Annotated in this window: 25 protein-coding genes, 1 tRNA gene and 1 pseudogene; 7 read left to right on the top strand and 20 right to left on the bottom strand. The window is 64.2% G+C overall.

The annotated features are described in order from the left end of the window. Positions 1 to 18: 18 nt before the first annotated feature. The gene (locus tag JHW40_RS21315; RefSeq protein WP_170851876.1) at positions 19 to 171 is read right to left on the bottom strand and encodes a hypothetical protein; all 153 of its coding nucleotides are present in this window, start codon (positions 169 to 171) and stop codon (positions 19 to 21) included. Between the two features lie 126 nt (positions 172 to 297). Between JHW40_RS21315 and chrA the strand changes: the two genes are divergently transcribed. Beyond that, positions 298 to 1,506 (top strand): chromate efflux transporter, encoded by a 1,209-nt coding sequence (gene chrA, locus JHW40_RS21310; RefSeq protein ID WP_090614184.1) that lies wholly within the window; start codon positions 298 to 300, stop codon positions 1,504 to 1,506. Positions 1,507 to 1,578: 72 nt separating this feature from the next. Here the strand turns inward: chrA and JHW40_RS21305 are convergent, their stop codons facing one another. The 8 genes from JHW40_RS21305 to JHW40_RS21270 all read right to left on the bottom strand — a co-directional run bounded on the left by JHW40_RS21305 (position 1,579) and on the right by JHW40_RS21270 (position 7,749). Continuing rightward, entirely contained in the window at positions 1,579 to 2,331 is a 753-nt protein-coding gene (locus JHW40_RS21305; RefSeq protein ID WP_090614312.1) for an SDR family oxidoreductase, read from the bottom strand. 47 nt (positions 2,332 to 2,378) lie between these two features. Continuing rightward, on the bottom strand, positions 2,379 to 3,251 hold the full coding sequence (locus JHW40_RS21300; RefSeq protein ID WP_090614182.1) for an SRPBCC family protein: 873 nt from the start codon (positions 3,249 to 3,251) through the stop codon (positions 2,379 to 2,381). Beyond that, on the bottom strand, positions 3,248 to 3,724 hold the full coding sequence (locus JHW40_RS21295) for an SRPBCC family protein (protein ID WP_090614179.1): 477 nt from the start codon (positions 3,722 to 3,724) through the stop codon (positions 3,248 to 3,250). Before JHW40_RS21295 ends, JHW40_RS21300 begins: the two co-directional genes overlap by 4 nt. Beyond that, positions 3,721 to 4,062 (bottom strand): ArsR/SmtB family transcription factor, encoded by a 342-nt coding sequence (locus JHW40_RS21290; RefSeq protein WP_090614176.1) that lies wholly within the window; start codon positions 4,060 to 4,062, stop codon positions 3,721 to 3,723. The genes JHW40_RS21295 and JHW40_RS21290 overlap by 4 nt, the downstream gene beginning before the upstream one ends. 87 nt (positions 4,063 to 4,149) lie before the next feature. Next, positions 4,150 to 4,812, bottom strand: a complete 663-nt coding sequence (locus tag JHW40_RS21285) for an AAA family ATPase (RefSeq protein WP_336390197.1) — start codon at positions 4,810 to 4,812, stop codon at positions 4,150 to 4,152. Continuing rightward, positions 4,809 to 5,582, bottom strand: a complete 774-nt coding sequence (locus JHW40_RS21280) for an ATP-binding cassette domain-containing protein (RefSeq protein WP_211657346.1) — start codon at positions 5,580 to 5,582, stop codon at positions 4,809 to 4,811. The genes JHW40_RS21285 and JHW40_RS21280 overlap by 4 nt, the downstream gene beginning before the upstream one ends. Continuing rightward, complete coding sequence (locus JHW40_RS21275) at positions 5,579 to 6,634, bottom strand: ABC transporter permease (RefSeq protein WP_090614171.1); 1,056 nt, start codon at positions 6,632 to 6,634, stop codon at positions 5,579 to 5,581. Before JHW40_RS21275 ends, JHW40_RS21280 begins: the two co-directional genes overlap by 4 nt. Before the next feature lie 86 nt (positions 6,635 to 6,720). Beyond that, positions 6,721 to 7,749, bottom strand: a complete 1,029-nt coding sequence (locus JHW40_RS21270) for a sugar ABC transporter substrate-binding protein (RefSeq protein WP_090614169.1) — start codon at positions 7,747 to 7,749, stop codon at positions 6,721 to 6,723. A gap of 122 nt (positions 7,750 to 7,871) precedes the next feature. Between JHW40_RS21270 and JHW40_RS21265 the strand changes: the two genes are divergently transcribed. Then, positions 7,872 to 8,981: an ROK family transcriptional regulator gene (locus JHW40_RS21265; protein WP_090614306.1), complete on the top strand. Its 1,110-nt coding sequence runs from the start codon at positions 7,872 to 7,874 to the stop codon at positions 8,979 to 8,981. An 804-nt stretch (positions 8,982 to 9,785) separates the two neighbouring features. After that, positions 9,786 to 11,072: an IS4 family transposase gene (locus JHW40_RS21260; RefSeq protein ID WP_272849137.1), complete on the top strand. Its 1,287-nt coding sequence runs from the start codon at positions 9,786 to 9,788 to the stop codon at positions 11,070 to 11,072. Between the two features lie 16 nt (positions 11,073 to 11,088). On the opposite strand, the gene tnpC is transcribed toward JHW40_RS21260, so the two are convergent. The 3 genes from tnpC to tnpA all read right to left on the bottom strand — a co-directional run bounded on the left by tnpC (position 11,089) and on the right by tnpA (position 13,492). Continuing rightward, entirely contained in the window at positions 11,089 to 12,654 is a 1,566-nt protein-coding gene (gene tnpC, locus JHW40_RS21255; RefSeq protein WP_272848971.1) for an IS66 family transposase, read from the bottom strand. A gap of 68 nt (positions 12,655 to 12,722) precedes the next feature. After that, positions 12,723 to 13,076: an IS66 family insertion sequence element accessory protein TnpB gene (tnpB, locus tag JHW40_RS21250; RefSeq protein ID WP_119752217.1), complete on the bottom strand. Its 354-nt coding sequence runs from the start codon at positions 13,074 to 13,076 to the stop codon at positions 12,723 to 12,725. After that, a complete protein-coding gene (tnpA, locus tag JHW40_RS21245; RefSeq protein ID WP_119752218.1) occupies positions 13,076 to 13,492 on the bottom strand; it encodes an IS66-like element accessory protein TnpA in 417 nt (138 codons plus the stop codon). The genes tnpB (JHW40_RS21250) and tnpA overlap by 1 nt, the downstream gene beginning before the upstream one ends. Between tnpA and JHW40_RS21240 the strand changes: the two genes are divergently transcribed. Then, positions 13,481 to 13,735 carry an IS4 family transposase gene (locus tag JHW40_RS21240; protein WP_272849136.1) on the top strand — a complete coding sequence of 85 codons (255 nt, stop codon included), beginning with the start codon at positions 13,481 to 13,483 and terminating at the stop codon, positions 13,733 to 13,735. The genes tnpA and JHW40_RS21240 overlap by 12 nt on opposite strands. A gap of 290 nt (positions 13,736 to 14,025) precedes the next feature. On the opposite strand, the gene JHW40_RS21235 is transcribed toward JHW40_RS21240, so the two are convergent. The 7 genes and pseudogenes from JHW40_RS21235 to JHW40_RS21205 all read right to left on the bottom strand — a co-directional run bounded on the left by JHW40_RS21235 (position 14,026) and on the right by JHW40_RS21205 (position 18,606). Continuing rightward, positions 14,026 to 14,102 (bottom strand) — tRNA-Arg (locus JHW40_RS21235). A gap of 444 nt (positions 14,103 to 14,546) precedes the next feature. Then, positions 14,547 to 15,413: a hypothetical protein gene (locus JHW40_RS21230; RefSeq protein WP_272849135.1), complete on the bottom strand. Its 867-nt coding sequence runs from the start codon at positions 15,411 to 15,413 to the stop codon at positions 14,547 to 14,549. Positions 15,414 to 15,492: 79 nt separating this feature from the next. Beyond that, a complete protein-coding gene (locus JHW40_RS21225; protein WP_090611461.1) occupies positions 15,493 to 15,732 on the bottom strand; it encodes a DUF6634 family protein in 240 nt (79 codons plus the stop codon). A 36-nt stretch (positions 15,733 to 15,768) separates the two neighbouring features. Next, positions 15,769 to 16,842: an AAA family ATPase gene (locus JHW40_RS21220; protein ID WP_090611460.1), complete on the bottom strand. Its 1,074-nt coding sequence runs from the start codon at positions 16,840 to 16,842 to the stop codon at positions 15,769 to 15,771. A 79-nt stretch (positions 16,843 to 16,921) separates the two neighbouring features. Continuing rightward, positions 16,922 to 17,272, bottom strand: a pseudogene (tnpB, locus tag JHW40_RS21215) (IS66 family insertion sequence element accessory protein TnpB). After that, positions 17,269 to 17,676, bottom strand: a complete 408-nt coding sequence (locus tag JHW40_RS21210) for a transposase (RefSeq protein WP_090611457.1) — start codon at positions 17,674 to 17,676, stop codon at positions 17,269 to 17,271. Before JHW40_RS21210 ends, tnpB (JHW40_RS21215) begins: the two are co-directional and overlap by 4 nt. Before the next feature lie 93 nt (positions 17,677 to 17,769). Then, positions 17,770 to 18,606 carry an undecaprenyl-diphosphate phosphatase gene (locus JHW40_RS21205; RefSeq protein ID WP_090611456.1) on the bottom strand — a complete coding sequence of 279 codons (837 nt, stop codon included), beginning with the start codon at positions 18,604 to 18,606 and terminating at the stop codon, positions 17,770 to 17,772. Positions 18,607 to 19,023: 417 nt separating this feature from the next. Between JHW40_RS21205 and JHW40_RS21200 the strand changes: the two genes are divergently transcribed. From JHW40_RS21200 to JHW40_RS21190, 3 genes are read left to right on the top strand one after another with little or no spacing between them, the layout of a single operon-like run. After that, positions 19,024 to 20,211, top strand: a complete 1,188-nt coding sequence (locus JHW40_RS21200) for an isochorismate synthase (RefSeq protein WP_090611455.1) — start codon at positions 19,024 to 19,026, stop codon at positions 20,209 to 20,211. Between the two features lie 14 nt (positions 20,212 to 20,225). After that, the gene (locus JHW40_RS21195; RefSeq protein WP_090611454.1) at positions 20,226 to 20,876 is read left to right on the top strand and encodes an isochorismatase family protein; all 651 of its coding nucleotides are present in this window, start codon (positions 20,226 to 20,228) and stop codon (positions 20,874 to 20,876) included. Further along, the gene (locus JHW40_RS21190) at positions 20,873 to 21,646 is read left to right on the top strand and encodes an SDR family oxidoreductase (RefSeq protein WP_090611453.1); all 774 of its coding nucleotides are present in this window, start codon (positions 20,873 to 20,875) and stop codon (positions 21,644 to 21,646) included. Before JHW40_RS21195 ends, JHW40_RS21190 begins: the two co-directional genes overlap by 4 nt. Before the next feature lie 9 nt (positions 21,647 to 21,655). On the opposite strand, the gene JHW40_RS21185 is transcribed toward JHW40_RS21190, so the two are convergent. Then, positions 21,656 to 21,946, bottom strand: a complete 291-nt coding sequence (locus JHW40_RS21185; protein WP_090611452.1) for a DUF1330 domain-containing protein — start codon at positions 21,944 to 21,946, stop codon at positions 21,656 to 21,658. Between the last annotated feature and the right edge of the window lie 138 nt (positions 21,947 to 22,084).

Genomic DNA, 22,084 nt, shown 5'->3' with positions numbered 1-22,084 from the left:
CGGATGCCTGAAGCAGCATCACCCACAGGTCGGGATATTCGGTGACGGCCCCGAAGCCACGTCATAGGCCAGATGGGCGGCATTTCCGCCATGATCGAAAACAGTTGTCCCACCGATGCTCCAGCCATCGTCGGTCTGGACGAACCGACAGGCGTCATGTCCTTCCCGCATGAGCCGCTTCCAAAGAACGGTGTACATGAGGCCTCGATCATGCAGGATCCTTCCGGGCAAGCTTAAGCGATCTGCCGCAGGGCAGCAAAGGCGCGATAATGGCGCGGGACCGGTTCGGGGGGCAGAATGAAGGACCAGTCGCAGGTGACCGGGGCGCACGGAACGCCGAAAGAGGTCTTTGCAACCTTTCTCAAGCTGGGCCTGACCAGCTTCGGCGGGCCGATTGTGCATCTGGGCTATTTCCGTGACGAGGTGGTGACGCGGCGCGGCTGGCTTGGCGACAGCGCCTATGCCGATCTGGTGGCGCTGTGCCAGTTCCTGCCCGGCCCGGCCTCCAGTCAGGTGGGGTTCGCCCTGGGGATGATGCGGGCCGGTTGGCTGGGGGCGCTGGCGGCCTTCACCGCCTTCACCTTGCCCTCGGCGCTGATGCTTGTGGTCTTTGCGACGATGGCGACCGGCATTTCCGGGCCCGTGGGGGTCGGGGTGCTGCATGGGCTGAAGATCGTCGCGGTGGCGATTGTCGCACAAGCCGTCTGGGGCATGGCCAAGACCCTGTGCCCCGACAAAGAGCGGGCGGCGATTGCCGTCGGTGCCGTCGCGGTGCTGGCTTTCGCGCCGGGCGCTTTCGGCATGGTGGGCGCGATCCTGCTGGGTGCGATGGCGGGACTGGTGCTGCGGCGCGGGACGGGCGCGCCCGTCGGCGGGCATATTTCCGTGCCGGTCCCGCGCGGGGTCGCTGTGGCGGCGCTCATCGCGTTTTTCGGCTTGCTGGCCCTGCTGCCGGTGGTCGCGGATCGCAGCCAGACATTGGCGGTCATCGACAGCTTTTACCGGGCGGGTTCGCTGGTCTTTGGCGGCGGGCATGTGGTGCTGCCACTGTTGCAGGCCGAGGTGGTGCTGCCCGGCTGGATCACGCCGGACGAATTTCTTGCCGGCTATGGCGCGGCTCAGGCGGTGCCGGGCCCGCTGTTCACCTTCGCCGCCTATCTGGGCGCGATGCTGGAACCCGGGCCGAATGGCCTGATCGGCGCGACTTTGGCGCTGCTGGCGGTGTTCCTGCCCGGCTTTCTGGTCCTGATCGCCATCCTGCCCTTCTGGGACCGGTTCCGGTCGATGGCCACCGCGCAATCGCTAATGCAGGGGGCAAATGCGGCGGTTGTGGGGATCCTCGGCGCGGCGCTCTATTCGCCGGTCTTTACCAGCGCCGTCGGGGATCTGCGGGACCTCACACTGGCGCTGATCTGCTTTGTCCTGCTGGTGGCATGGAAGCTGCCGCCGTGGTTGGTGGTCATTGTTTCGGCACTGGGCGGGGCGGGTCTTGCCTTCATGGCCTGAAGGTTCCCTCGAATCCTGTGACACCGTCAGCTTGCCCGGCAAACGGGGCAGAGACCCTGCGGCGCGGCAAACCTATCCGGGAACGAGGCCGATGCGGCGGCGTATCGTCTCGTCCCTCAGGGAAACCTCGTCGCCCAGAAACGCGTCTCCGCCGGGGCCGCACAACCAGACAAGTGCCCGCGCGGGCCATTCGGGCGGGATATGCACCGACCAGTCAAGCTGGCTGACGGGGTTGATCCCGCTGGACCGGATCGCCGCCTGCATGTCGGTCGCGACCGTTCCCGGCGACAGGCTGATCGCGCGGATGCCGTCGGCGCGTGCCTCGTGATCCAGCGTGCGGGTCAGCATGTATGCGCCCGCCTTGCTGGCGCAATAGGCGCTCCACCCTTCCTGCGGAGCATGGGCGGCGCCCGATCCGACCGTCAGGATCGTTCCGCCACCCTGCGCGCGCATCACCGGAAGGGCCGCACGCATACCGTGAAAGACCCCCTTGAGGTTGACGTCAATCGCTTGCCCCCACGCCTCGGGGTCGGTGGCGGCGATATCCCCGATCGGCCCGATGACGCCGGCATTGTTCACCAGAATGTCGAGCCGCCCGAACCGTTCATGCAGGGCAGCCACCGCGCGTTCCACATCCGCCGCCCGGGAAACATCGCCGGACAAGGCCATGCCACCGATCCCGGCGGCAAGGGCGCGGGCGGCGGCCTCATTTCGGGCCATCACCCCGACCAGCGCACCCGCTTTTGCGAACGCCCGCGCTGCTGCCGCCCCGATGCCACGGCTTGCTCCGGTGATCAGAACCACCTTTCCTTCAAGGTTTACCATCTTGTCCTTCCCGCCATGCATATTCGCCAGTACCCGCCCCGCGATTGTTACCCTGCGCCGACAAAGCGCGCCAGCTTGCCCAGGGTCTGCTGCCCCAGTTCCACCGCACCGAAGCCTTTGGCCTGCTGGAACTCGGCCTCTGTGCTGAAGACCATGCCAAGCGTGACCTTGGTCGCGCCGTCCGCTTCCTCGAAGAGGGCCCAGGCATCCGCATGTTTCGGCCCGTTCTCGCCCCAGAGCAAGGTATAACCAAGCCGGTCTTCGGCCCGGACCTCGCCGTAAAGGTGGTGGTTGGGAAAGACCGTGCCGTCCGGGCCGATCATGTCGAAAACCCATTCGCCGCAGGCTCGCAGATCGATCCTTTTCGTGCGGCAAGAGAACCCCTCGGGCCCCCACCATTGCGGCAGGGTTTCCGGGTTCATCCATGCGCCCCAGACCAGTTGTCGCGGCGCCCGGATCACACGTTCCAGCACCATGGTGCGTTCGGCCACGCCCGCCAGATTGTCCAGCCCCGCATCGAAGCCCTGCCGATAGCCCGCCTCCATATCGCCCTCCAGCGAGGAAAGCTGCACCGTCACCGCCAACCGGCTGCCCCCATCCGTGCCTTCGATATCCGCCGTCACCAGCGCCGCCGATTGCGTCACGCCCGCGGACGAGATCACTTCGTAATTCGCGCTGCGCCGCCCCGGTTGCAACTCCAGCCAGCCGCATTCGCAGCGGATGTCGGGCTGCCCTTCCACCTTGCACAGCGACACCTCGCGCCCGCCCACCCGGGTATCGGCCTCGAGAAACTCGACCGTGACCGAAGGCGCAGGCGAGGCCCAGATGGCCCGCGCGGCAGGCGCCGTCCAGGCCTGCCACAGGGTCGCGACGGGCGCCGCCACCTGCCGCTCGAAACGCAGCGTTGCGAAACGGCTCATCCCGTCAGCCCCTTGGCATAGGCTTCCAGCTGCGTCACCACCGTGCCCCAGCCGTCGAAAAAGCCCATGTCTTCATGCGCCTTGCGGGTCTCGGGGTTGCGGTGGCGGGCGATCGCCGTATAGGTCGTGCCGCCGCCGGGCGCATCCGACAGCAGCAGGATCGCGGTCATGAACGGCTTGGGCGCGGGTTTCCAGCCTTCGGTATAACCATCGGTAAAGACCAGCTTTTCATTCGGCACCAGTTCCAGATAAACGCCGTGATTGTCCATCACGTTGCCTTCGACATCGAAACTGGTGTTGAAGCGCCCGCCGACGCGCAGGTCGATATCCACCGCCGTCACCTTATGCGGGGCGGGAACGAAGAAATGCGGGATATGTTCAGGCCGCGTCCAGCATTCCCAGATCAGCTGCCGCGGCACGGCCAATGTGCGGGTAAAGCTCAGGTCGGTTTCGGGATCGAGTTCGAGGGTCATTTCGCGCGTTCCTCCATCAATTTCATCACGTAATCGTCCAGCCGGTCGAGCCGGCTTTCCCAGATGGCCCGCTGCTCATCCAGCCATGTCCGCACCGGCGCCATTGCCTCGGGTACGATGGTGCAAGAGCGTACCCGCCCATCCTTCGAAGTGGCGATCAGCCCCGCCTCCTCCAGCACCGAAAGATGCCGCATCACCGTCGGCAGCCGCAGCCCGGTGGGCTTGGCCAGTTCGGACACCGGCGCAGGCCCCTGGGCCAGCCGCGACAGGATCGCCCGCCGCGTCGGGTCCGAGAGCGCATGGAAAAGGAGCGAAAGGTCGGGGTCATGCTTAGCCATATTGCTAACCATAACATCACGGATCATTGCGGCAAGAGAAAACTTCGCAAGATGGCTAAGTTTTGCCGCCGAACCTGCCGTTTCTGTTCAGGGACCCGAAAGATCGGCGGGGCGCGAGCCTTTGGTGACCAGGCGGGCATTGGCAAGGTCATTGGCCAGATGCGCCTGCACCGCCGCCGCGTCCTTGCCCAGCCCTTGCCAGCGCGCCTCCAGACGCCTGCGCAACTCGGCCTCGGGCACCGGCAGGCCGATGGTCAGGTCATAGCGGACCCGGTTCCACGGCGCGGCGTCCAGCAGCAGGTAATTGCCCTCAAGGACCACGATCCGATGCGCGGGTTCGACCACCCCCGCCCCGGCGATGGCGATTTCGCGCAGGCGGTCGAACAGCGGAAAGACCACCTCGCGCCCGGGCTGAGTCAGACGGGCGGCCAGCGCCGCGAAGCCATCGGCATCGAAGGTTTCCACCGCCCCCTTGCGCGCCAGAAGCCCGCGCGCCGCCAGCACCCGGTCATCCAGATGGAACCCGTCCATCGGCACCAGAACCGCATCCGCCAGCCGCGCGACCAGTGCCTCGGCCAGGGTCGATTTCCCCGATCCCGGCGCCCCGGCGACGGCCACAAGCACCCGCCGACCCGGCAGATCGGCTATCCGCCGGATCAGGGCCTGCCCTTCATCAGTGTCGAAATACCCCTGCAAGGGGTCGCGGGACGAAGGGCGGCGCCCCTCTGTCCCGTCAACGCGCGCTGTCACGCGGCGATCCCCTCTGGCACCCGCGCGCCGGTCATATAGGCGACCGCATCCGACATCGAATGTTCCTTGGGGTCGATGACGCAAAGCCGCCGCCCCAGCCGGTGGATATGGATCCGGTCCGCCACCTCGAAGACATGCGGCATGTTGTGCGAGATCAGCACGATCGGGATCCCGCGCGAGCGCACGTCAAGGATCAGGTCCAGCACCCGGCGGCTTTCCTTCACCCCAAGCGCGGCGGTCGGCTCGTCCAGAATGATGACCCGGCTGCCAAAGGCCGCGGCGCGGGCCACCGCCACACCCTGACGCTGGCCGCCCGACAGGGTTTCGACCGGCTGGTCGATGTTCTGGATCGTCATCAGCCCCAGTTCGGACAGTTTCTCGCGCGAGAAGCGGTCCATGGCGGGCTTGTCCAGCATCCGGAACCACTGGCCCATGACGCCGGGGCGGCGGATCTCGCGCCCCATGAACATATTGTCCGAGATCGACAGCGCGGGCGACAGCGCCAGCGTCTGATAGACGGTCTCGATGCCCGCCCGCCGCGCCTCCAGCGGGCTGGCGAAACTGACGGGCTGGCCGTCCAGCCGGATCTCGCCCTCATCGGGCTGGACGGCACCGGATATCGCTTTGATAAGGCTTGATTTCCCGGCGCCATTATCGCCGATGACGGCAAGGATTTCGCCCGGATAAAGGTCGAAATCGGCGCGATCCAAAGCGGTCACACGGCCATAGCGTTTGACCAGATTGCGGGCGTAAAGAAGCGGTTCGGTCATGACGAGATCTTCCTGATCCATTGGTCGATGGCGACGGCGACGATGATCAGCCAGCCGGTCGCGAAAAGCTGCCACAGCACGTCCACCCCGGCCAGCCGCAGCCCCGAATTGAAGACGCCGACGATCAGCGCCCCGATCAGCGGCCCCAGAATCGAGCCGCGCCCGCCGAACAGCGAAATCCCCCCGATCACCACGGCGGTGATGGATTCCAGATTGGCCTCGAAGAACGAGGTCGGGCTGACCGACCCCACGCGCCCGATCGAGGACCAGGCGGCCAGCGCGCAGATCACCCCGGCGACGATATAGACCGACATCAGCACCTGCTTGGTCTGGATGCCCGCCAGCGCCGCCGCCTCGGGATCGTCGCCCACCGCATAGACGCGCCGCCCCCAGGCCGTCTTGTTCAGCGCATACCACAGCACCGCAAAGACGATCAGCATCAGCACGACGCCCCAGGTCAGCACCGCGCCCCAAAGGTTGAAGCGTTCGCCGAACAGCTTCAGCAACGGCGCCTCGGCGTCCAGTGTCTGGCTGCGGATGGTTTCGCGCCCCGACAGGTAATAATTCAACGCAAGGAAGATATTCCATGTTCCCAGCGTGGTGATGAAGGGCGGCAGCTTCAGCCGCGTCACCAGCAGACCGTTCAGCGCGCCGGTCAGGCCGCCGCATCCCAGCCCGATCAGGATCGCGATCGGGACCGGAATGCCGAAATCCACCGACAGCTTGCCCATGATGACCGAGATCATCACCATCACCGCGCCGACCGACAGGTCGATCCCGGCGGTCAGGATGACCAGCGACTGGGCGGCAGCCAGCGTGCCGACCACGGCGACCTGCTGCATGACCAGTGACAGGTTGAAGGCCGAGAAGAAATTGGGCGAGACCATCCCGAAGACGATCAGTGACAGGACCAGCACGATGACCGGAACCATGGTCGGATAACGGTGCAGGAAATGCTGCAACCGCTGCAACGGGCTGCGCGCGTGGTGGTCGAACCGGGCCACCTCGTCGGCCGGGTTGCGATCCACCACGGGGTCGGGACTGTCGGACATCGAAATAACTCCTGAGGGCAAGGCGGCGCGGCGGGGTGTCCTGCCGCCGCACCGGGTCTGTCAGGTGGCAAGCGGGCCGGGGCGCGTCAGCCCCAGCACTGCTCGGTGCCTTCCTCGATGCTGATCGAGGGCACGCCGTCCACCGGCTCTCCGGTCACCAGATTCACGCCGGTATTGACGAAATCCAGTCCCTCGGTGCTTTCGGGCTTCGTTCCGTCCTCGGCAAAGGCGGCAATCGCCTCGATCCCGTGCGCAGCCATCAGCAGCGGATATTGCTGCGAGGTCGCGCCGATGATGCCCGCCGCGACATTCTCGACGCCGGGGCAGCCGCCATCGACCGAAACGATCAGCACGTCCTGCTCTTTACCAAATGATTTCAAGGCCTCATAGGCGCCCGCCGCGGCCGGTTCGTTGATCGTATAGACGACGTTGATGTTGGGATCACGCTGCAACAGCGCCTCCATCGCACCAAGGCCACCCTCTTCGTTGCCCGAGGTGATCTCGTGGCCGACGATGCGCGGGTCGTCCTCGTCGCCGATGACATTCTCATTCTTCACATCGACGCCGAAGCCTTCCAGAAAGCCCTGATCGCGCAGCACATCGACCGTTGCGCCGGCGGCCGACAGGTCGAGCATGGCGATCCTGGCATCCGCTGCCGCGTCGCCCAGCTTGCCCGCAGCCCAGGCCCCGATCAGGCGCCCGGCCTCGCGGTTATCCGTCGCGAAGGTCGCGTCCGCCGCGTCGATCGGCTCCAGCGGGGTGTCCAGCGCGATGACCAGAATCCCCGCATCACGCGCCTGGCTTACGGAATCCACGATCGCCTTGGTGTCCGAGGCCGTGATGAGGATACCCTTTGCCCCGGCCGCGATGCAGCTTTCCACCGCCTGTTGCTGGGTTTCGTGATCGCCGTCGATCTTGCCGGCGAAGGTCATCAGCTCGATCCCCAATTCCCGCGCCTTGGCCGTCGCGCCTTCCTTCATCTTGACGAAAAAGGGGTTGATGTCGGTCTTGGTAATCAGGCAGGCCTTGACCGGAGCCTGCGCCTGCGCCGCCCCGGCAGCCAGGGCCAGCGCAGATGCGGCCAGCGAAAGGCGAAAAACGGTCTTGATGGTCATTGATGAATTCTCCTCCCAGATTCGCGGATACCTCGTCCGCTTCGATTGTCAGAAAGCCCGATGAAAAGGCGCTTGTCAATAAATCAATCATGTTGATTAATGCAGAAAAGGAGGCCCATCAGATGGCGAATGACAGCCCGGCACGCGATCACAGCCGGAACGAGCGGCTGATCCTGTCCCTGATCCGGCGGCACGGCCCGCTGGCGCGGACGACACTGGCGCAGCGGACGGGACTGTCGGCGCAGGCCATCACCAACCTGACCAGAAAGCTGATTTCCGAAGGTTTTCTGGATCCCGGCAAGGTGGTGCGCGGCAAGGTCGGCCAGCCCTCGACACCACTTGCACTGGCACCGGACGGAGCGTGGTTTCTGGGCCTCAAGCTGGGGCGGCGCCTGATCGAACTGGCGCTGGTCGATTTCACCGGCGCGGTGCGGATGCACCGGCAAGAGGTCTGCCCCTTCGCTCATCCTGATCGGGTCATCAGTTTTGCACGGCAGGGCATAGATACGCTGACGGCCAGCCTGCCTGCCGGGTCGCAGGGGCGCATCACCGGGCTGGGCATCGCCGCGCCGTTCCGGCTGTGGGACTGGGGCGACGAGATGACTCCGTGGCGCGGGCGCGATCTGCGGGGGGAACTGGCCCGCGACCTGCCCTTTCCGGTTTTTCTGGAAAACGACGCCTCGACCGCCTGCGCGGCGGAACTGGTCTTCGGCCGCGCCGCCCTGCCGGCCGATTTCCTGCATCTGTATATCGCGCATTTCGCGGGCGGCGGGGTGGTGCTGGACGGGCGGCTGCGGCTGGGACCACATCGCAATGCCGGCGCGCTGGGGTCGCTGCCGATGCGCGACGGGCGGCAATTGCTGGAAATCGCCTCGGTCGCGACGCTGGAGACGCGGCTGGGCCACGCCCTGCCCCCCGATGACGCAGGCTGGAACGTGCCGCAGTCCATCGAGGCCGAATGGGCGGCAGAGGCCGGCCACGCGCTGGCCTTCGCCGCCATGTCCGCAACGGCGCTGCTGGACCTGTCGCTGGTGGTGCTGGACGGCGCTGTGCCTGCGGCCACGCGCGCACAACTGGTCGAGGCAACACGCCGGGCGCTTGCCGCGATGCCCGCCGCCGGCATAGACCGCCCGCACATCGCCGAGGGCACATTGGGCCGCAGCGCCCGGATGCTGGGTGCTGCGGCCCTGCCGCTGTCGCATTTCTTCCAGCCCGACGGCAAGCTGGGCTGAGACCTGCGAAAATCCATCGAACGGGACGTCCGGCGGCATTGTCACATCTGGACCTGCTGGGGTTCATCATGGGTTGATGACGGCGGCTGCGATGCAGACCTTTGAACCCCTTCAATTTGCAAAAGAAGTTCTCGGTGAAATGGCGGCGGATGCAGATGTCGGCCTCCATCCAAAGCTTCTGTGCGCGGGCGGGGTGCTGAGAAATCCCATCCGGGCACCATGATCGTTCAGTTCGGCGCCCAGTCTGCCAGAGGTGATGCTGTCGAAGTGCTGCCCCGGCAGGAGCCGGAAGTGATCAAGTTGCCCAAGCACCGGTGAGCGCCGGGATCCTTGGGACCTACCACCTCTGGAACGCCCCCTCGCCTGATCCTGCACCCCCTTCCGGATTGCCCCGCCTCCATGAACCGCCGGTTGTTCGTCCCGCTGTATCCAGAGGCGCGGGCTTACCCGGACAATGCAGCTTGTGAACCCCCACAGGCGCCATCCTGATTCGCCCCGGTCGTTATAGCGTTCAATCAGTTGAGCCAGGTTCAGGATCCGCGGGCAAATCGTGACCTGCGTGAATCACTCAACCCCTTGGCTTGAAATGGAAAGGTATAGAGATGAACTCCACGCAAGCCTTGACATTCCCGACCAACCATGACGATAGGTATCATATGCTCCCGTAATTCAACGTAACGGCCCGATTGTTCTTGCAGTTACCCACAAGTGGTGCGGCGAATTGATTCACCCACCAGACTTGGCCTTGCCTGAGCACAAGCGATCATGATTCGTCATGTGGCACCGAATAATTGAGGTGCAGACATGGGACAGAGTTGGGTGGAAACGGAAACGGCCGGATGCGATCTGGGAGATGTCAGGCTGAACAGGCGGCTTGAGGCAATGCTCGAGGCCCTCGGGGAACGGCCGGGAAAATCGCTGCCGACGGCATTCCAGGACTGGTCAAATACCAAGGCCGCCTACCGCTTCTTTGCTAACGGCAATGTCAGCGAGGACAAGATCCTCGAGGGCCATTTCGCTGCCTCTGCCCTGCGCATCCGGGCAACCGATGGTCCCATCCTGATCCTGCAGGACACCACGGAATTCTCCTTCAAGCGTTCGGCTCCGGAGAAGGTGGGGTTCACGACGGTGTCGACTGGACGCAAACTGAAGGAAGGTCGCTATCAGAAACATGCGGTCTGCGGGCTTTTGATGCATGCCAGCATGGCCATCACGCCGGATGGGCTGCCGCTCGGCCTGACGGCGGCCAAGTTCTGGTCGCGCAGCAAGTTCAAGGGAACCGCCGCTCTTAAACGGAAGATCAATCCGACCCGGGTGCCGATCGAACAGAAGGAAAGCATGCGCTGGCTCGACAATCTGCGCCTGTCCACCGAACTGACAGGGGTGCCAGAGCGCTGCGTGCATATCGGTGATCGGGAAAGCGACATATACGAACTCTACTGCCTGTCCGAAGAACTCGGGACCGGGTTCCTCGTCCGCAGCTGCGTCGACCGTCTGGCGGAGGATGGCGGCACGACCATTGCCAAGGTGATGGCAGAGGTGCAGTCCAGCGGCACCCACGAGGTCCGGTTCCGCGATGCGCAGGGCAAGGATCATTGCGCCGTGCTCTCGGTCCGGCACGCTACAATGACGGTCCGCCCGCCGATCGGAAAGCAGCGGAAATACCGGCATCAGAATCTTCAGATCATCCATGCCGAGGAGCTTGACCCGCCGGAAGGCCGGGTGCCCGTCTTCTGGAAGCTGATCACGAACTTGCCGGTGGCGACCCACGCGGACGCAATCCACAAGCTCCAATGGTATGCGCTGCGCTGGAAGATCGAGACATTCTTCCGGACCCTGAAGACCGGGTGCCGGATCGAAGAGCTGCGCCTGGCCACGGCTGATCGACTGGCAAACTGTATCGCGTTGTGCTGCGTCGTGTCCTGGCGCGTGTCATGGATGACGATGCTCGGCCGAGAGGTGCCGAAAGCATCGCCTGCTGCCGTCTTCACCGACGCCGAACGCCAACTGCTCGAGCGCACAGCGCCCGAGAGCAAGCAAAAGCTTCCGCGTGACCTCGATTTCTATGTCAGACTCGTCGCGCGGCTGTAAGCGCGACGTTGCGGCCCTATGCTGCGAGGCTTGACGGCTGGTTGAAGCGCCATGGCATGAGGTCTTCGATACCGCTTTGTGGGTGACCGTCGAGGATGGCGCGCAGTGTGGCGGCGAGATAGTCGACCGGGTTCACGTCGGACATCTTGCAGGTAGCGACCAGCGAGGCGAGCATAGCCCAGTTTTCGGCGCCGACTTCATTCCCGGCGAAGAGTGCATTTTTTCTTGTCAGGGCAATCGGCCTGATCTGGTTCTCGACCGGGTTGGTGTCGAGCTCCAGCATGCCGTGCTCGAGGAAGCGGATCAGTCCGGGCCAGTGCGCGAGGGAGTAGCGGATGTCTTCGGCAAGCTGGGATTTCTGCGGTATGCGCGAGAGTTGGGCTTCCAGCCAGGGTTTCAGCGCCGCGATGATCGGGGCCGAATGCTCACGCCGGGCAGCAAGGCGCATAGCGGCCTCCTTGCTCCGCACGGACTTCTCGATCTGATAAAGCAGCGCGATCTGGCGCAGCATTTCCTCGGCAATGGGTGAACCATCGCTCTCGAAGCGCTTTACGAAGCGGCGGCGGACATGGGTCCAGCAATAGACCAGTTGCCACGGGCCATTGTCGCGCGCGATCTCGGTCATCGCGTTGTAGGACTGGTAGGCGTCGCATTGCAGGAAGCGGCCGTGGTATCCGGCGAGGAAGTTCAGCGGATGCGCCTTACCCCGGCCAGGGGCATAGTGGAAGAGCACGATGGGTGGGCCAGCCCCGCCATGGCCGCGATCATCGGATACGACGGCCCAGAAGAATCCGCTCTTGGTGCGTTTCAGGCCCGGTTCCAGCACCGGCGCGCGGGTTTCATCCACGAAGATGCGGTCTGCGCCACGCAGATGGGCACGCATCTGGTTGATGACGGGCATCAGGTGGAAACAGGCGCGCCCGACCCAGTTGCCGAGTGTGCCGCGGTCCAGATCGATCCCTTGCCGCTTGAAGATCTCGGCCTGCCGATAAAACGGCAGGTGGTCACCGAACTTCGAGACGATAATCCAGGCGATGAAGAGTTCCGTGGGCAGCCCGCCGGGCACGACATGCTCGGGGGCATGGGCCTGCGCGACAGCTTGCGAGCAACGGCGGCAGGCGTATTTCGGGCGCCGCGTGACCAGCACCCGGAACTGGGCGGGGATCACGTCGAGACGTTCGGACACGTCTTCCCCGATCCTGGACATCTCGCCGCAACCGCAGGGACAGAGCGTGCTGGCAGGCTCGATCACGCGCTCAACCCGAGGCAGATGGGACGGCAGATGCCCGCGGTTGCGCTTGGGCTTGCGGGGTGTTTCCCCGCGCGCCCGCTGCATCGCCGCTTCGGCCTTTTCTTGTGCTGCCTCGAGCACACCTTGAGCAAATTCGGCATCTTCCAGGGGCAGGTTGAACTGGTCGGGCGAGAGCTTTTCGGAGCGCTTGCCGAATTTCTCGCGCTGCGCCGCGTGCAGGATATCCTGCAGCCGCCGATTGGCCTCTTGCGTCTCGGCCAGCGTCGCCTCCACCTCGGCGAGGCGGGCCTTCAGCAGGGCGTTTTCGCGCGCAAGATCAGCTGTTTCCATGGCGGGAAGTGAATCACAGGATGCCCTTGCAGGCCAGCAAAAACAGGCGTTTCGACGCAGCCTGCCAGTCACCCCGCCGCCAGCGGGCGCCGCGCCCGTTCGGGTCGGACCAGCCGCCAATCCACGCCCTCAAACAGCGCTGCAAACTGCGCTCCGGACATGCGCATGACCCCGTCGCGCACCTGTGGCCAGACGAACTTGCCGCCCTCGAGCCGCTTGTGAACCAGCACCATCCCGGTCTGATCCCAGATCAAGAGCTTGATCCGATCCGCCCGCTTCGCTCGGAACACAAAGGCGGCTCCGCAGAACGGGTCCATCCCGAACATCTCCTGCACCGCCAGTGCCAGACCGTCGATCCCCTTGCGAAAGTCGACAGGCCGGGTCGCCACGAAGACCTTCACCGGGCCGCCCTGGCCGAACATCACGACGCCGCTGCCCGTGCCGCGCGGATTGCCCGGGTCAGTTGGCCCTCGTCGACACCAGGACCCGCGCGGATGACGATGTCGCCCACCACGATTTCGAGATCAGACCCGGGGACGGCCGCCGAAGCCTCAGTCGCGCTGTCATCAACCACCAGTTCCGCGAAGAACGGCAAGGCCGCCACGCTTTCGGGCACCACCAAATTACCTTTGCGTATCTGCTTGCGCCAATCGTAAATCTGCCAGCGGGTCGTGCCGTGCTTGCGCGCAGTATCTGCGACCGTCACCCCGGGCATCATGCTCTCCGCCGCGATCCGCGCCCGCTCTGCCTTCGTCCGCCGCCGACGACCGCTTGGCCCCCCGATCACCTCAAGCCGCGAGACCCCGACGCCTATAGAGCCGTCCAATTGGACGCCCATTTTGCCGTCTCTCTCCAAATCCAAAACCTCCGCTGCACATGTCCAGCGGAGAATGAAGGCATCAACTCAAAAATGGCAGGAGGGGATCGGCGTCGCGCTTACGCGCGGCTCGGCGGCTATCTCGATCGGACCTCCGATGCGCCACCAGGAACCACCGTCATATGGCGCGGCCTCTCACGCCTCGCCGATCTTGTCGAAGGCGCTCGCATCGCCGAAACACCATCATCCGAGACATATGGGTAACTGCAAGAACAATCGGGCCGTTACAATGATGCACAGGATAGCGGTCCGCAGCATCGCAAGGGCCAAGGTGTGGTGACCAGCATTCCCGCCCGCTGAAGAGACCTGCCCTGCATGATCGGGGCAGTGTGGATAACTTTGTGGATATCTCAAGGAAAGTTTGTGAGTAAGATTCTCACGGCCGCGTTCTTTAGATCTAGGTGGCGGCTCAAGAATGTCCGTAATAGGCTATCAATCACCCTTAAGAGAGCAGGCCCAGTGCATCACTAAATAATTGAAATTAAATAAATAAATGGCGACCCCGGGAGGAATCGAACCCCCAACCCCAGACTTAGAAGGTCCGTGCTCTATCCAGTTGAGCTACGGGGCCAACAAGAGTTGATACTCGTTCCCAAGCAGGTTCGCAACGCTTTGACCGAAAATGGAATCGTCTGACTTTGTTGCTTTTTGCAGGACGCCTGCCGGGTCGTGTGATCTGGGCTGGCGCCGCGCTTTCCACATAGCTAGCGGTGCCAGCCCAGATTACACGAATGTGTATCAACCAAAAGAACGGAAAAAATATTAAAAACAATACTCTAAAGAATTCGATAATGTATCTAGTTTAGATAAAGGTTCGGGTCCTGCCGGGAGCGCCACCATCAATTTTTAGTGTGCTAACGAGGCATAAGAGTGCACGATTCCGGGGTTTTTCGTGCACACCCCTGTCAAGTGCGAACCCCGGAACGACGAATCGATCAGAATATTGCTTTGATTTATAGTGATATTTTTATGTGAATTGGCTGAAGTTCGGATTTTCAGGCCTGCGAAGGTCATTTCACCGCTTCTCCCTACCAGACGCCGTGAGGAGGACCGGCATCGCCTCCTGGCGCAGATAGATGGGGCCGAAATCGAGCCCCTCCGGGGCGAACACCCCGACGCTGGCTGCCCTCAACAGCGACAGAATCGAGTTCCGATGAAGGCCGGTTTCAGCCTGCATGGATGTCAGGGTCAGGAATTTTTCATGGAACGAGGCGATATGCGCTTCCGTCATCCGCAGCTGCATCCGCCGGGTGACGGGGTGTACCGTCTCCAGCGCCTCCGCATGTCCGGCCTCGATCAGCGCCTGAAACCTCCGCTTATCCCGCAAACCGATGGAACGCGCGAATTCCGCCGCGGACATGACGTTGGGCAAGGCGTCAACCGCGCGCATCGCGTGATCGGCACGGGCTTTCAGCCAACGATCCACCGACAACTTCCGGACCGAGAATCCGTGATAGCTTTCGTCTGCCGCAACCCGGCCGACCTGCAGCTCGCCCGCACGGATGGCCGAGATGAAGTCGCCGACCGGCATGTGCGCCCGGGCGCTCGCCGCCTGCAGGCGTTCCCAGCCCTGCCCGCCTGAGGGGTTCGGCACCGCCAGCGCCTGCAACTCGGCGTTCAGGGCCAGACCATCCTGAATCCGCCATTTCAGCTTGATCGACGCGTTTTGTGTTCGCGGTGTCAGAACCCCTCCCCGGATCAGCGCCTCGACCTCGCCTCTGGTCGCGCCCATGGCCTGTGCCAGACCGATGGCGGTGACCAGCGACGCGACCTCGGCCAGCAATGGCGCGTAGATATTGGCGGGAAAGGTCCTGCGGCTGCGCGGTCGGTCATCGCCCGGGGTGAAAGCGCCCGCCTCGGTCAGGAACTGTTCCAGCGCCACTTCCCCGACACCGGTTTCCAGAGAGGCGGTTCTGACCGAGTGCAGGCGCCGCTCAGACACCTCGCGGCCCAGCAGGAATTCAGCCACGTGCTGCGTTGACTGCGATCAACTGTAAGGTGGTGATTTGATTACTACCCAGTCGTGGATGACCGGAAACCATACCCCAGAGGATCAGGTCGCCGCGGTGGGAGATCAGGGGGCGCCAGCAGTCAAGAACCGGTGCATCAGCCAGGTCGGCTTCCGAGGGGGCGGTCTCGACGGCTGAGATGGCGGCCAGCACCTTGCTGACCCAGATACGCTGATCGGGGGTGAGTTTCATAGTGGTCTCCTGATAGGAAGAGGGGGAGGGTCTGGTTCAGTGCAGGGATGGTCGGTTTTCGATGTCAGCCGCCCGTGTGAGCATGCGGATCACGACCCTCAGGCTGGGCGGGCGACCCCGCCAAAAAGGATGTTCCAGCGCTTCAATGAGCGACGCGATGGCGGTATCTGACAGCTTCCGCCGCAGGCCTTCGCGTCGGACGAAATCCACAAGTTCCGGAAAGCTGGGATTGCGCATCATCAGCGGCGGACAACGGCTGAGCAGCGGTTCCGGCAGCAATCGATGGTTGTTGCTGGTCAGCACCCACATCACCCAACTCATGTCGAACCGCACCTGGAAATAAGGACAACTCCAGCGGCGCGCGGTCATCGGTTCAAGAAGCGGCAACAGAGCTTCAGCGAGACCGAAAGTCAGGCCTTTGGTGGAGGTGGGGGTGCCCGCCTTTTCAATCTCATCCACGACGACGACAGGATTGGCGATACGGTTTTGGATGATGGTTTCGATGACCCGTCCCGGGCAGGAGCCACCCCAGCCGCGCTGTGATCCGACCACCCCAAACGAGGCATTCTCGCCCGTTGCTTCGATCACTGTGGTCGGTGCGGCAATCGCCTCGCCCAGCAGGCGCGCCCAGTGGCTCTTGCCGATGCCCGGAGGACCATCCAGCAATATGGGCGACAAACGCAGGCCGGGCCAGCCCTCGCGGACCGATCGGCGCATCGCGTGCCAGACGAGGTCTGTAGCCAGCGCCATCCAGGGCATATCGGTGTGAATCGACGCCGCCAGTTCGTCGGCGTGGTGCTCACTGCAGACCCAGAACAGCTTGGCCCCATCCCGGAACACCCCCAACCGCACGCGATCTTCCTTTCTCAGGTGATCCAGGCCAGAAGCGGCCTCGCGGCACGCCAGGATGCGCTTGGCGTGCCGCTGGATCCGATGCATGTCCTTGATGTCGAGATCAGGTTCGAATGCCTCAATACCGTTGCTCTCTTCGCGCAGATGCAGATGCGGCGCACGAAGCTTGCGCAAATGCACGGCAAACCGGCATTCCAGTGCATGTCTGGTTTCAGCGGGATCGAAGAAACGGGCCTCGATAAAGGGAATGCGTGTCATGTGCGTGCTCCTTTTCAGGCAAAGTTCCGGCAGCGGACGGGATGACACCCGGCCGGATAAGAGGCACTGTGGGATTGAGTCAGAGGAAGGTGGGCTTGTTCACCTTGGCAGCAACGACCTGGGTCCAGTCGATGCCCTCAAACAGAGCGTCGAACTCGACCTTGCTGAGTGTGACCGGACCTGTCTGCGGCTTCGGCCATGTGAACCGCCGACCGTGCAGGCGTTTCATGATCAGCACCAGGCCGGTGCCATCCTAGACCAGCAACTTCAACCTGTCGGCCCGGCGCGATCGAAAGACGTATATCGCCCCGCAGAACGGATCGAGGTCGAATCTGTTGGCCACATGGGCCGCTAGCCCGTCCATACCCTTGCGAAAATCGACCGGTTCGGATGCGAGAAAAATGCGGAAACTGCCGGAAGGAGAGATCACTGCGAGGCCCTCACGGCACGCAGGATCTCGGTAAGATGAGCGGCGGGATAACCAGGCGGTATCGCAATATCGGCATCACCGATACGGATCCGGCAGGATGCTGCATCATCCGCCACGGCTGGGTTGGATCTGGCGTTGCGGCCCGGTTTCGCCGTTGTCGGCGGCAGGACCTCGAAAAACGTCGGCGCGGCATCAACGGGTCTGGCGTTCTTGACCCATACCGCTACCAGGGACTGGTGCGCGCCAATTTCTTCAGCGATCTCACGAACATTGGCGCCGGCCTCGATCCGTTCGACTGCCATGGCGCGGAGCGCCTCGGGCCATTTTCGGCGCCCGTTGGGCATGGTCGGGACGGCAAAGCCCCAGACAGTTTCAACCTCTTCCGGAACCTCTCCGTCCAGCATTGTCACCTCCTTTGATCAGGTGACACCAGTATCGCTAAGTCATTGATTTATGGAAACATGGGGTCTTTGCACCGCTTACGGTCTGCTGCGCGTTCAGATCGCGGGGATGTGGCCGGTTGCCAGCAGCGCGAAGATCGCCATCCCCAGAACGATGCGATACCACACGAACGGCTGATAGTTGCGGGTCGAGACCAGTCGCAGGAAGAACACGATCACCACATAGCCGACGCCGAAGGCGATCAGCGTTGCCAGCGCGGTCTCGCCCCAGCCGACCGGGTTCACCTGTCCGATGCTTTTGAACAGCTGATAAAAGCCCGAGCCGAAGACGGCGGGCACCGCCAGCAGGAAGGAATAGCGCGCGGCGGCCTCTCGGGTATAGCCCATCAGCAGCCCGGCGGTGATCGTGCCGCCCGACCGCGAGACGCCGGGAATCAGCGCCATCGCCTGCGCCAGCCCGAACAGGATGCCGTGGGTCCATGTCAGTCGTTGCAGGGGCCGTTGCTTGCGCCCGATCCGGTCGGCGATGCCAAGGATGACACCGAAGACGATCAGTGCCGTCGCGGTGATATAGAGGTTGCGCAATCCGGTCTCGATCTGGTCCTTGAACAGCAGACCCAGCACGACGATGGGCAGCGAGCCCACGATGATCAGCCAGCCCATGCGCACGTCATCGGCGTTTGCCGCGTGGTCGCGCGCCAGCACGCGGCCCAGCCAGGCGCCCGCGATGCGGCGGATATCGGGCCAGAAATAGACCAGCACGGCCAGCTCGGTTCCGATCTGGGTGATGGCGGTGAAGGCGGCGCCCGGATCGGCGCCCGAGGGCAGGAATTCCCCCGCGATGCGCAGATGGGCGCTGGATGAGATGGGCAGGAACTCTGTCAGGCCCTGCAACAATCCCAGAAACGCCGCTTCCAGCCAGCTTACCGCCATGTCCCGTCCCCTTCGTGTTTTTCTGGCGATGGTCTAGAGCCGGGCGCCGCCGAAGAAAAGGCCGGGACAGGCGCACAGGCGGCGGGGATTTGCGCGGTCCCGCCGTCGCCGCGCTAATTTCGCTTGTACCTCTGGGGGATAGATCGGAATCGAGCCCGCCCGCAGGATCGCAGCAACAGCCCGGGCCTGACCGGCAGAAGAAGGATGCCGCCATAAGCCGGCCCCATTGCGGACCTGCGCCGCACCTGCCGATCCCGCTTGAGTATCCCCGGCGCTTCTGGCAGTTTGCGCGCGCAATCGGCAAGCAAGGTTGCCTCGCGCCTTTGGCTGGTCCATATGCGCCCGGCCAGCCACAGCCAGCCCTTCCCGGACAACCAGCGCCACAGCGCAATCGCGACGAGATTCGGAAGGAAGCGGATGAACATTCGCACAATCGATACCGAGGGTGACATTCACCCGGCGCAAGAGGGATGCCTGTTCTCGTTCGATGGGCCCTATGGCGCATTGCGGGGCATTGGCGCCGCACAGCCGATTCCGCGTGGCCGTGGCGATACGCTGGAATCGCGACTGGCGGGGCTGGCGGGCATGATCGGCGGGGCGCTGCCCTTCTCGGATCAGGACGAGGATTGCCTGTGGCGGGCGGATTCGGTGCTGACCTCGCAGGCGCTGCCGATCGCGTCGCAGATGGCGGCGGCGCTGCTGCCCAAGGTTCGTTCGATGCAGCCCGAACCGCCGGTCGGGGATTTTGCCCGGGCCGTCGCGCATGCGCTGCGGATCATGGGTGACAGCGCCGGGCAGGATCAGGCGCTGACCAAGGTCGTGCTGTCGCGGACGCTGGCGCTGACCACCGACCGGCCCATCCCCGCTGATCTGGTGATGGCGCGGCTGGCGCAGGACCGGACCGTGACCACATTCGCCACCCGCCTGCCCGACCAGCCGGGACAGGACGGCCCCCGGCTGCTGATCGGCGCGACGCCGGAACTGCTGTTGCGCAAATCCGCGGCGCAGATTGTTTCCCATCCGCTGGCCGGGTCCGCCCCGCGCAGCGCCGATCCGGTCCGTGACCGCGCCGCCGCCAACGGGCTGCTGCAATCGGACAAGGACCGGCGCGAACATGCGCTGGTCGTCGAATATATCCTTGATGTGCTGGCCCCCTTCTGCGCCGATCTGGGCTGCCCCGAGGGCACGACGCTGACCCATACCGGCAGCATGTGGCATCTGGGCACCCGCATTCAGGGGCGGCTGCACGACGAAAGCCTGCCCTCGATCCTGCTGGCCTCGCGGCTGCATCCCACCCCGGCGATCTGCGGGTTGCCGGTGCGCCGCGCCGCCGACCTGATCCACCAGCTGGAGCCGGTGCCGCGCGGCTTTTACGCCGGGGCGACCGGCTGGAACGATGCGCAGGGCGACGGGGCGTGGTTCGTGACCATCCGCTGCGCCGAGATCTGCGGCACGACCGCGCGGCTTCACGCCGGGGCGGGCATCGTTCCCGGTTCCGACCCGATGGCCGAGGCGGCCGAGACCGGCGCCAAGTTCGGTGCCCTGCTGGACGCGCTTGGCCTGCCGCGCGCGGCGGGCATGACCGGCATTCACACTGCAAGCTGACGAAGGACGACCCGATGGCCCTGCCCGCGATCCCCGCCTATGACCCGCCCGCCGACGATCTGCCGCGATCGCGGGCGACATGGGATCTTCAGCCGGACCGGGCGGCGCTGCTGGTCCATGACATGCAGCGTTACTTCTGCCGCGCCTTCGGTGACGATGGCGGACCGCTGGCGACCACCATTCCGAATATCGCCCGGCTGATCGCGGCGGCGCGCAAGGTGGGGATACCGGTATTCTATACCGCGCAGCGCGGCGATCAGTTCCGCCCCGATCGCGGGCTTCAGGCCGATCTGTGGGGTCCAGGGATGAGCGCCACCCCCGATCACGAAGAGATCCTGCCTCAGCTTGCCCCTGCCGAGGGCGATCACGTTCTGCTGAAACACCGCTACAGCGCGTTTCAGCGGTCCAATCTGGAGCATCTGATGCGCGCGCGGGGTCGCAGCCAACTGATCGTGACCGGCATCTATGCCCATATCGGCTGCCTTGCCACCGTGGCCGAGGCATTCCAGCGCGATATTCACCCCTTTGCGGTCTCGGACGCTCAGGCCGATTTCAGCCGCGATCAGCATGAGATGGCGATGCGCTGGATCGCGGATTGCAGCGGCGTGGTGATGAATACGCGGCAGGTGCTGGCCGCGCTGGGGATGCAGGAGGAGTTGGCATGAAGCTGACGGGTTTTCAGGACCGGCTGGCCTTTGTCACCGGGGCCGCGGGCGGCATCGGACAGGCGCTGGTCGCGGCGCTGCAAGAGGCCGGGGCCATGGTCGTCGCCACCGATACGCCCGGGGCTTTGGCGGCGGGCGATTTCATCGACGGCGACCGGCTGATCTGGCAGGCGCTGGATGTCGGGCAGGACAGCCCCGATGCGCTGATCGCCGAGGCCGAGGCGCGGTTCGGTCCGCTGATGCTGGGGGTTCACGCGGCGGGGGTTCTGTCCACCCTGCCCATGCTGGAGGCCCCGGCGCAGGAATGGGACCGGGTCATGGACGTCAATGCGCGCGGCACCTTCAATGTCACCACGGCCTTCGGGCGGGCGATGGTGGCGCATGGCAAGGGCGGCGCGATGGTGACCGTCAGTTCCAACGCCGCCGGGATCCCGCGCATGAACATGGGCATCTATGCCGCATCCAAGGCGGCGGCGACGATGCTGACCCGCTGTCTGGGGCTGGAACTGGCCCGGCACGGCATCCGCTGCAATATCGTCGCGCCGGGCTCTACCCTGACGCCGATGCAGACCGGCATGTGGCAGGACGACGACGGCGCGGCGCGGGTGATCGCGGGCGACGGCGCAAGTTTCCGCGCCGGGATTCCGCTGGGAAAACTGGCCACGCCCGAGGATATCGCGGCGGCGGTCATGTATCTGCTGTCGGAACAGGCGGGCCATGTGACCATGACCGACATCTATGTCGATGGCGGCGCAACGTTGCGGGCCTGACGGCCCGCGTTACTCTGCCCCCTCGACGATCATGATATTGGCGATGCCCGCATCGCGGCGATGCTCTTTCGCAGCCTGATATTCGGGCGAGTGATAGCAGTCCAGCGCCGCCTGCATGCTGTCGAACTCGATCACCACATTGCGGGGGTGGCCCTCGCCCTCCAGCTGGTTGACGGTGCCGCCGCGCGCCAGAATCCGGGCGCCGTATCTGGCAAAGGCCGCGGACGCGCCAGCGGCATAAAGGGCATAGGGTTCGGGATCGGTCACCGTGACATGGGCGATCCAATAGGCCTTGGGCATCCTGTTTCCTTTCGGTCGGACAGCTTTGCGATCCGCCGATCATTCCACCAACATCCCATGAATGCAGCAAGATTCTGCATGGATTCCGTGCGCCGGTAAAAATCCGCACCCGGCACCGCCACAGAATTTTTCCATTTG

Source organism: Paracoccus alcaliphilus (assembly GCF_028553725.1).
Lineage (GTDB): Bacteria > Pseudomonadota > Alphaproteobacteria > Rhodobacterales > Rhodobacteraceae > Paracoccus > Paracoccus alcaliphilus.
Note: the sequence above shows the minus strand (reverse complement) of the source record. Positions and strands in the feature narration are given on the sequence as shown.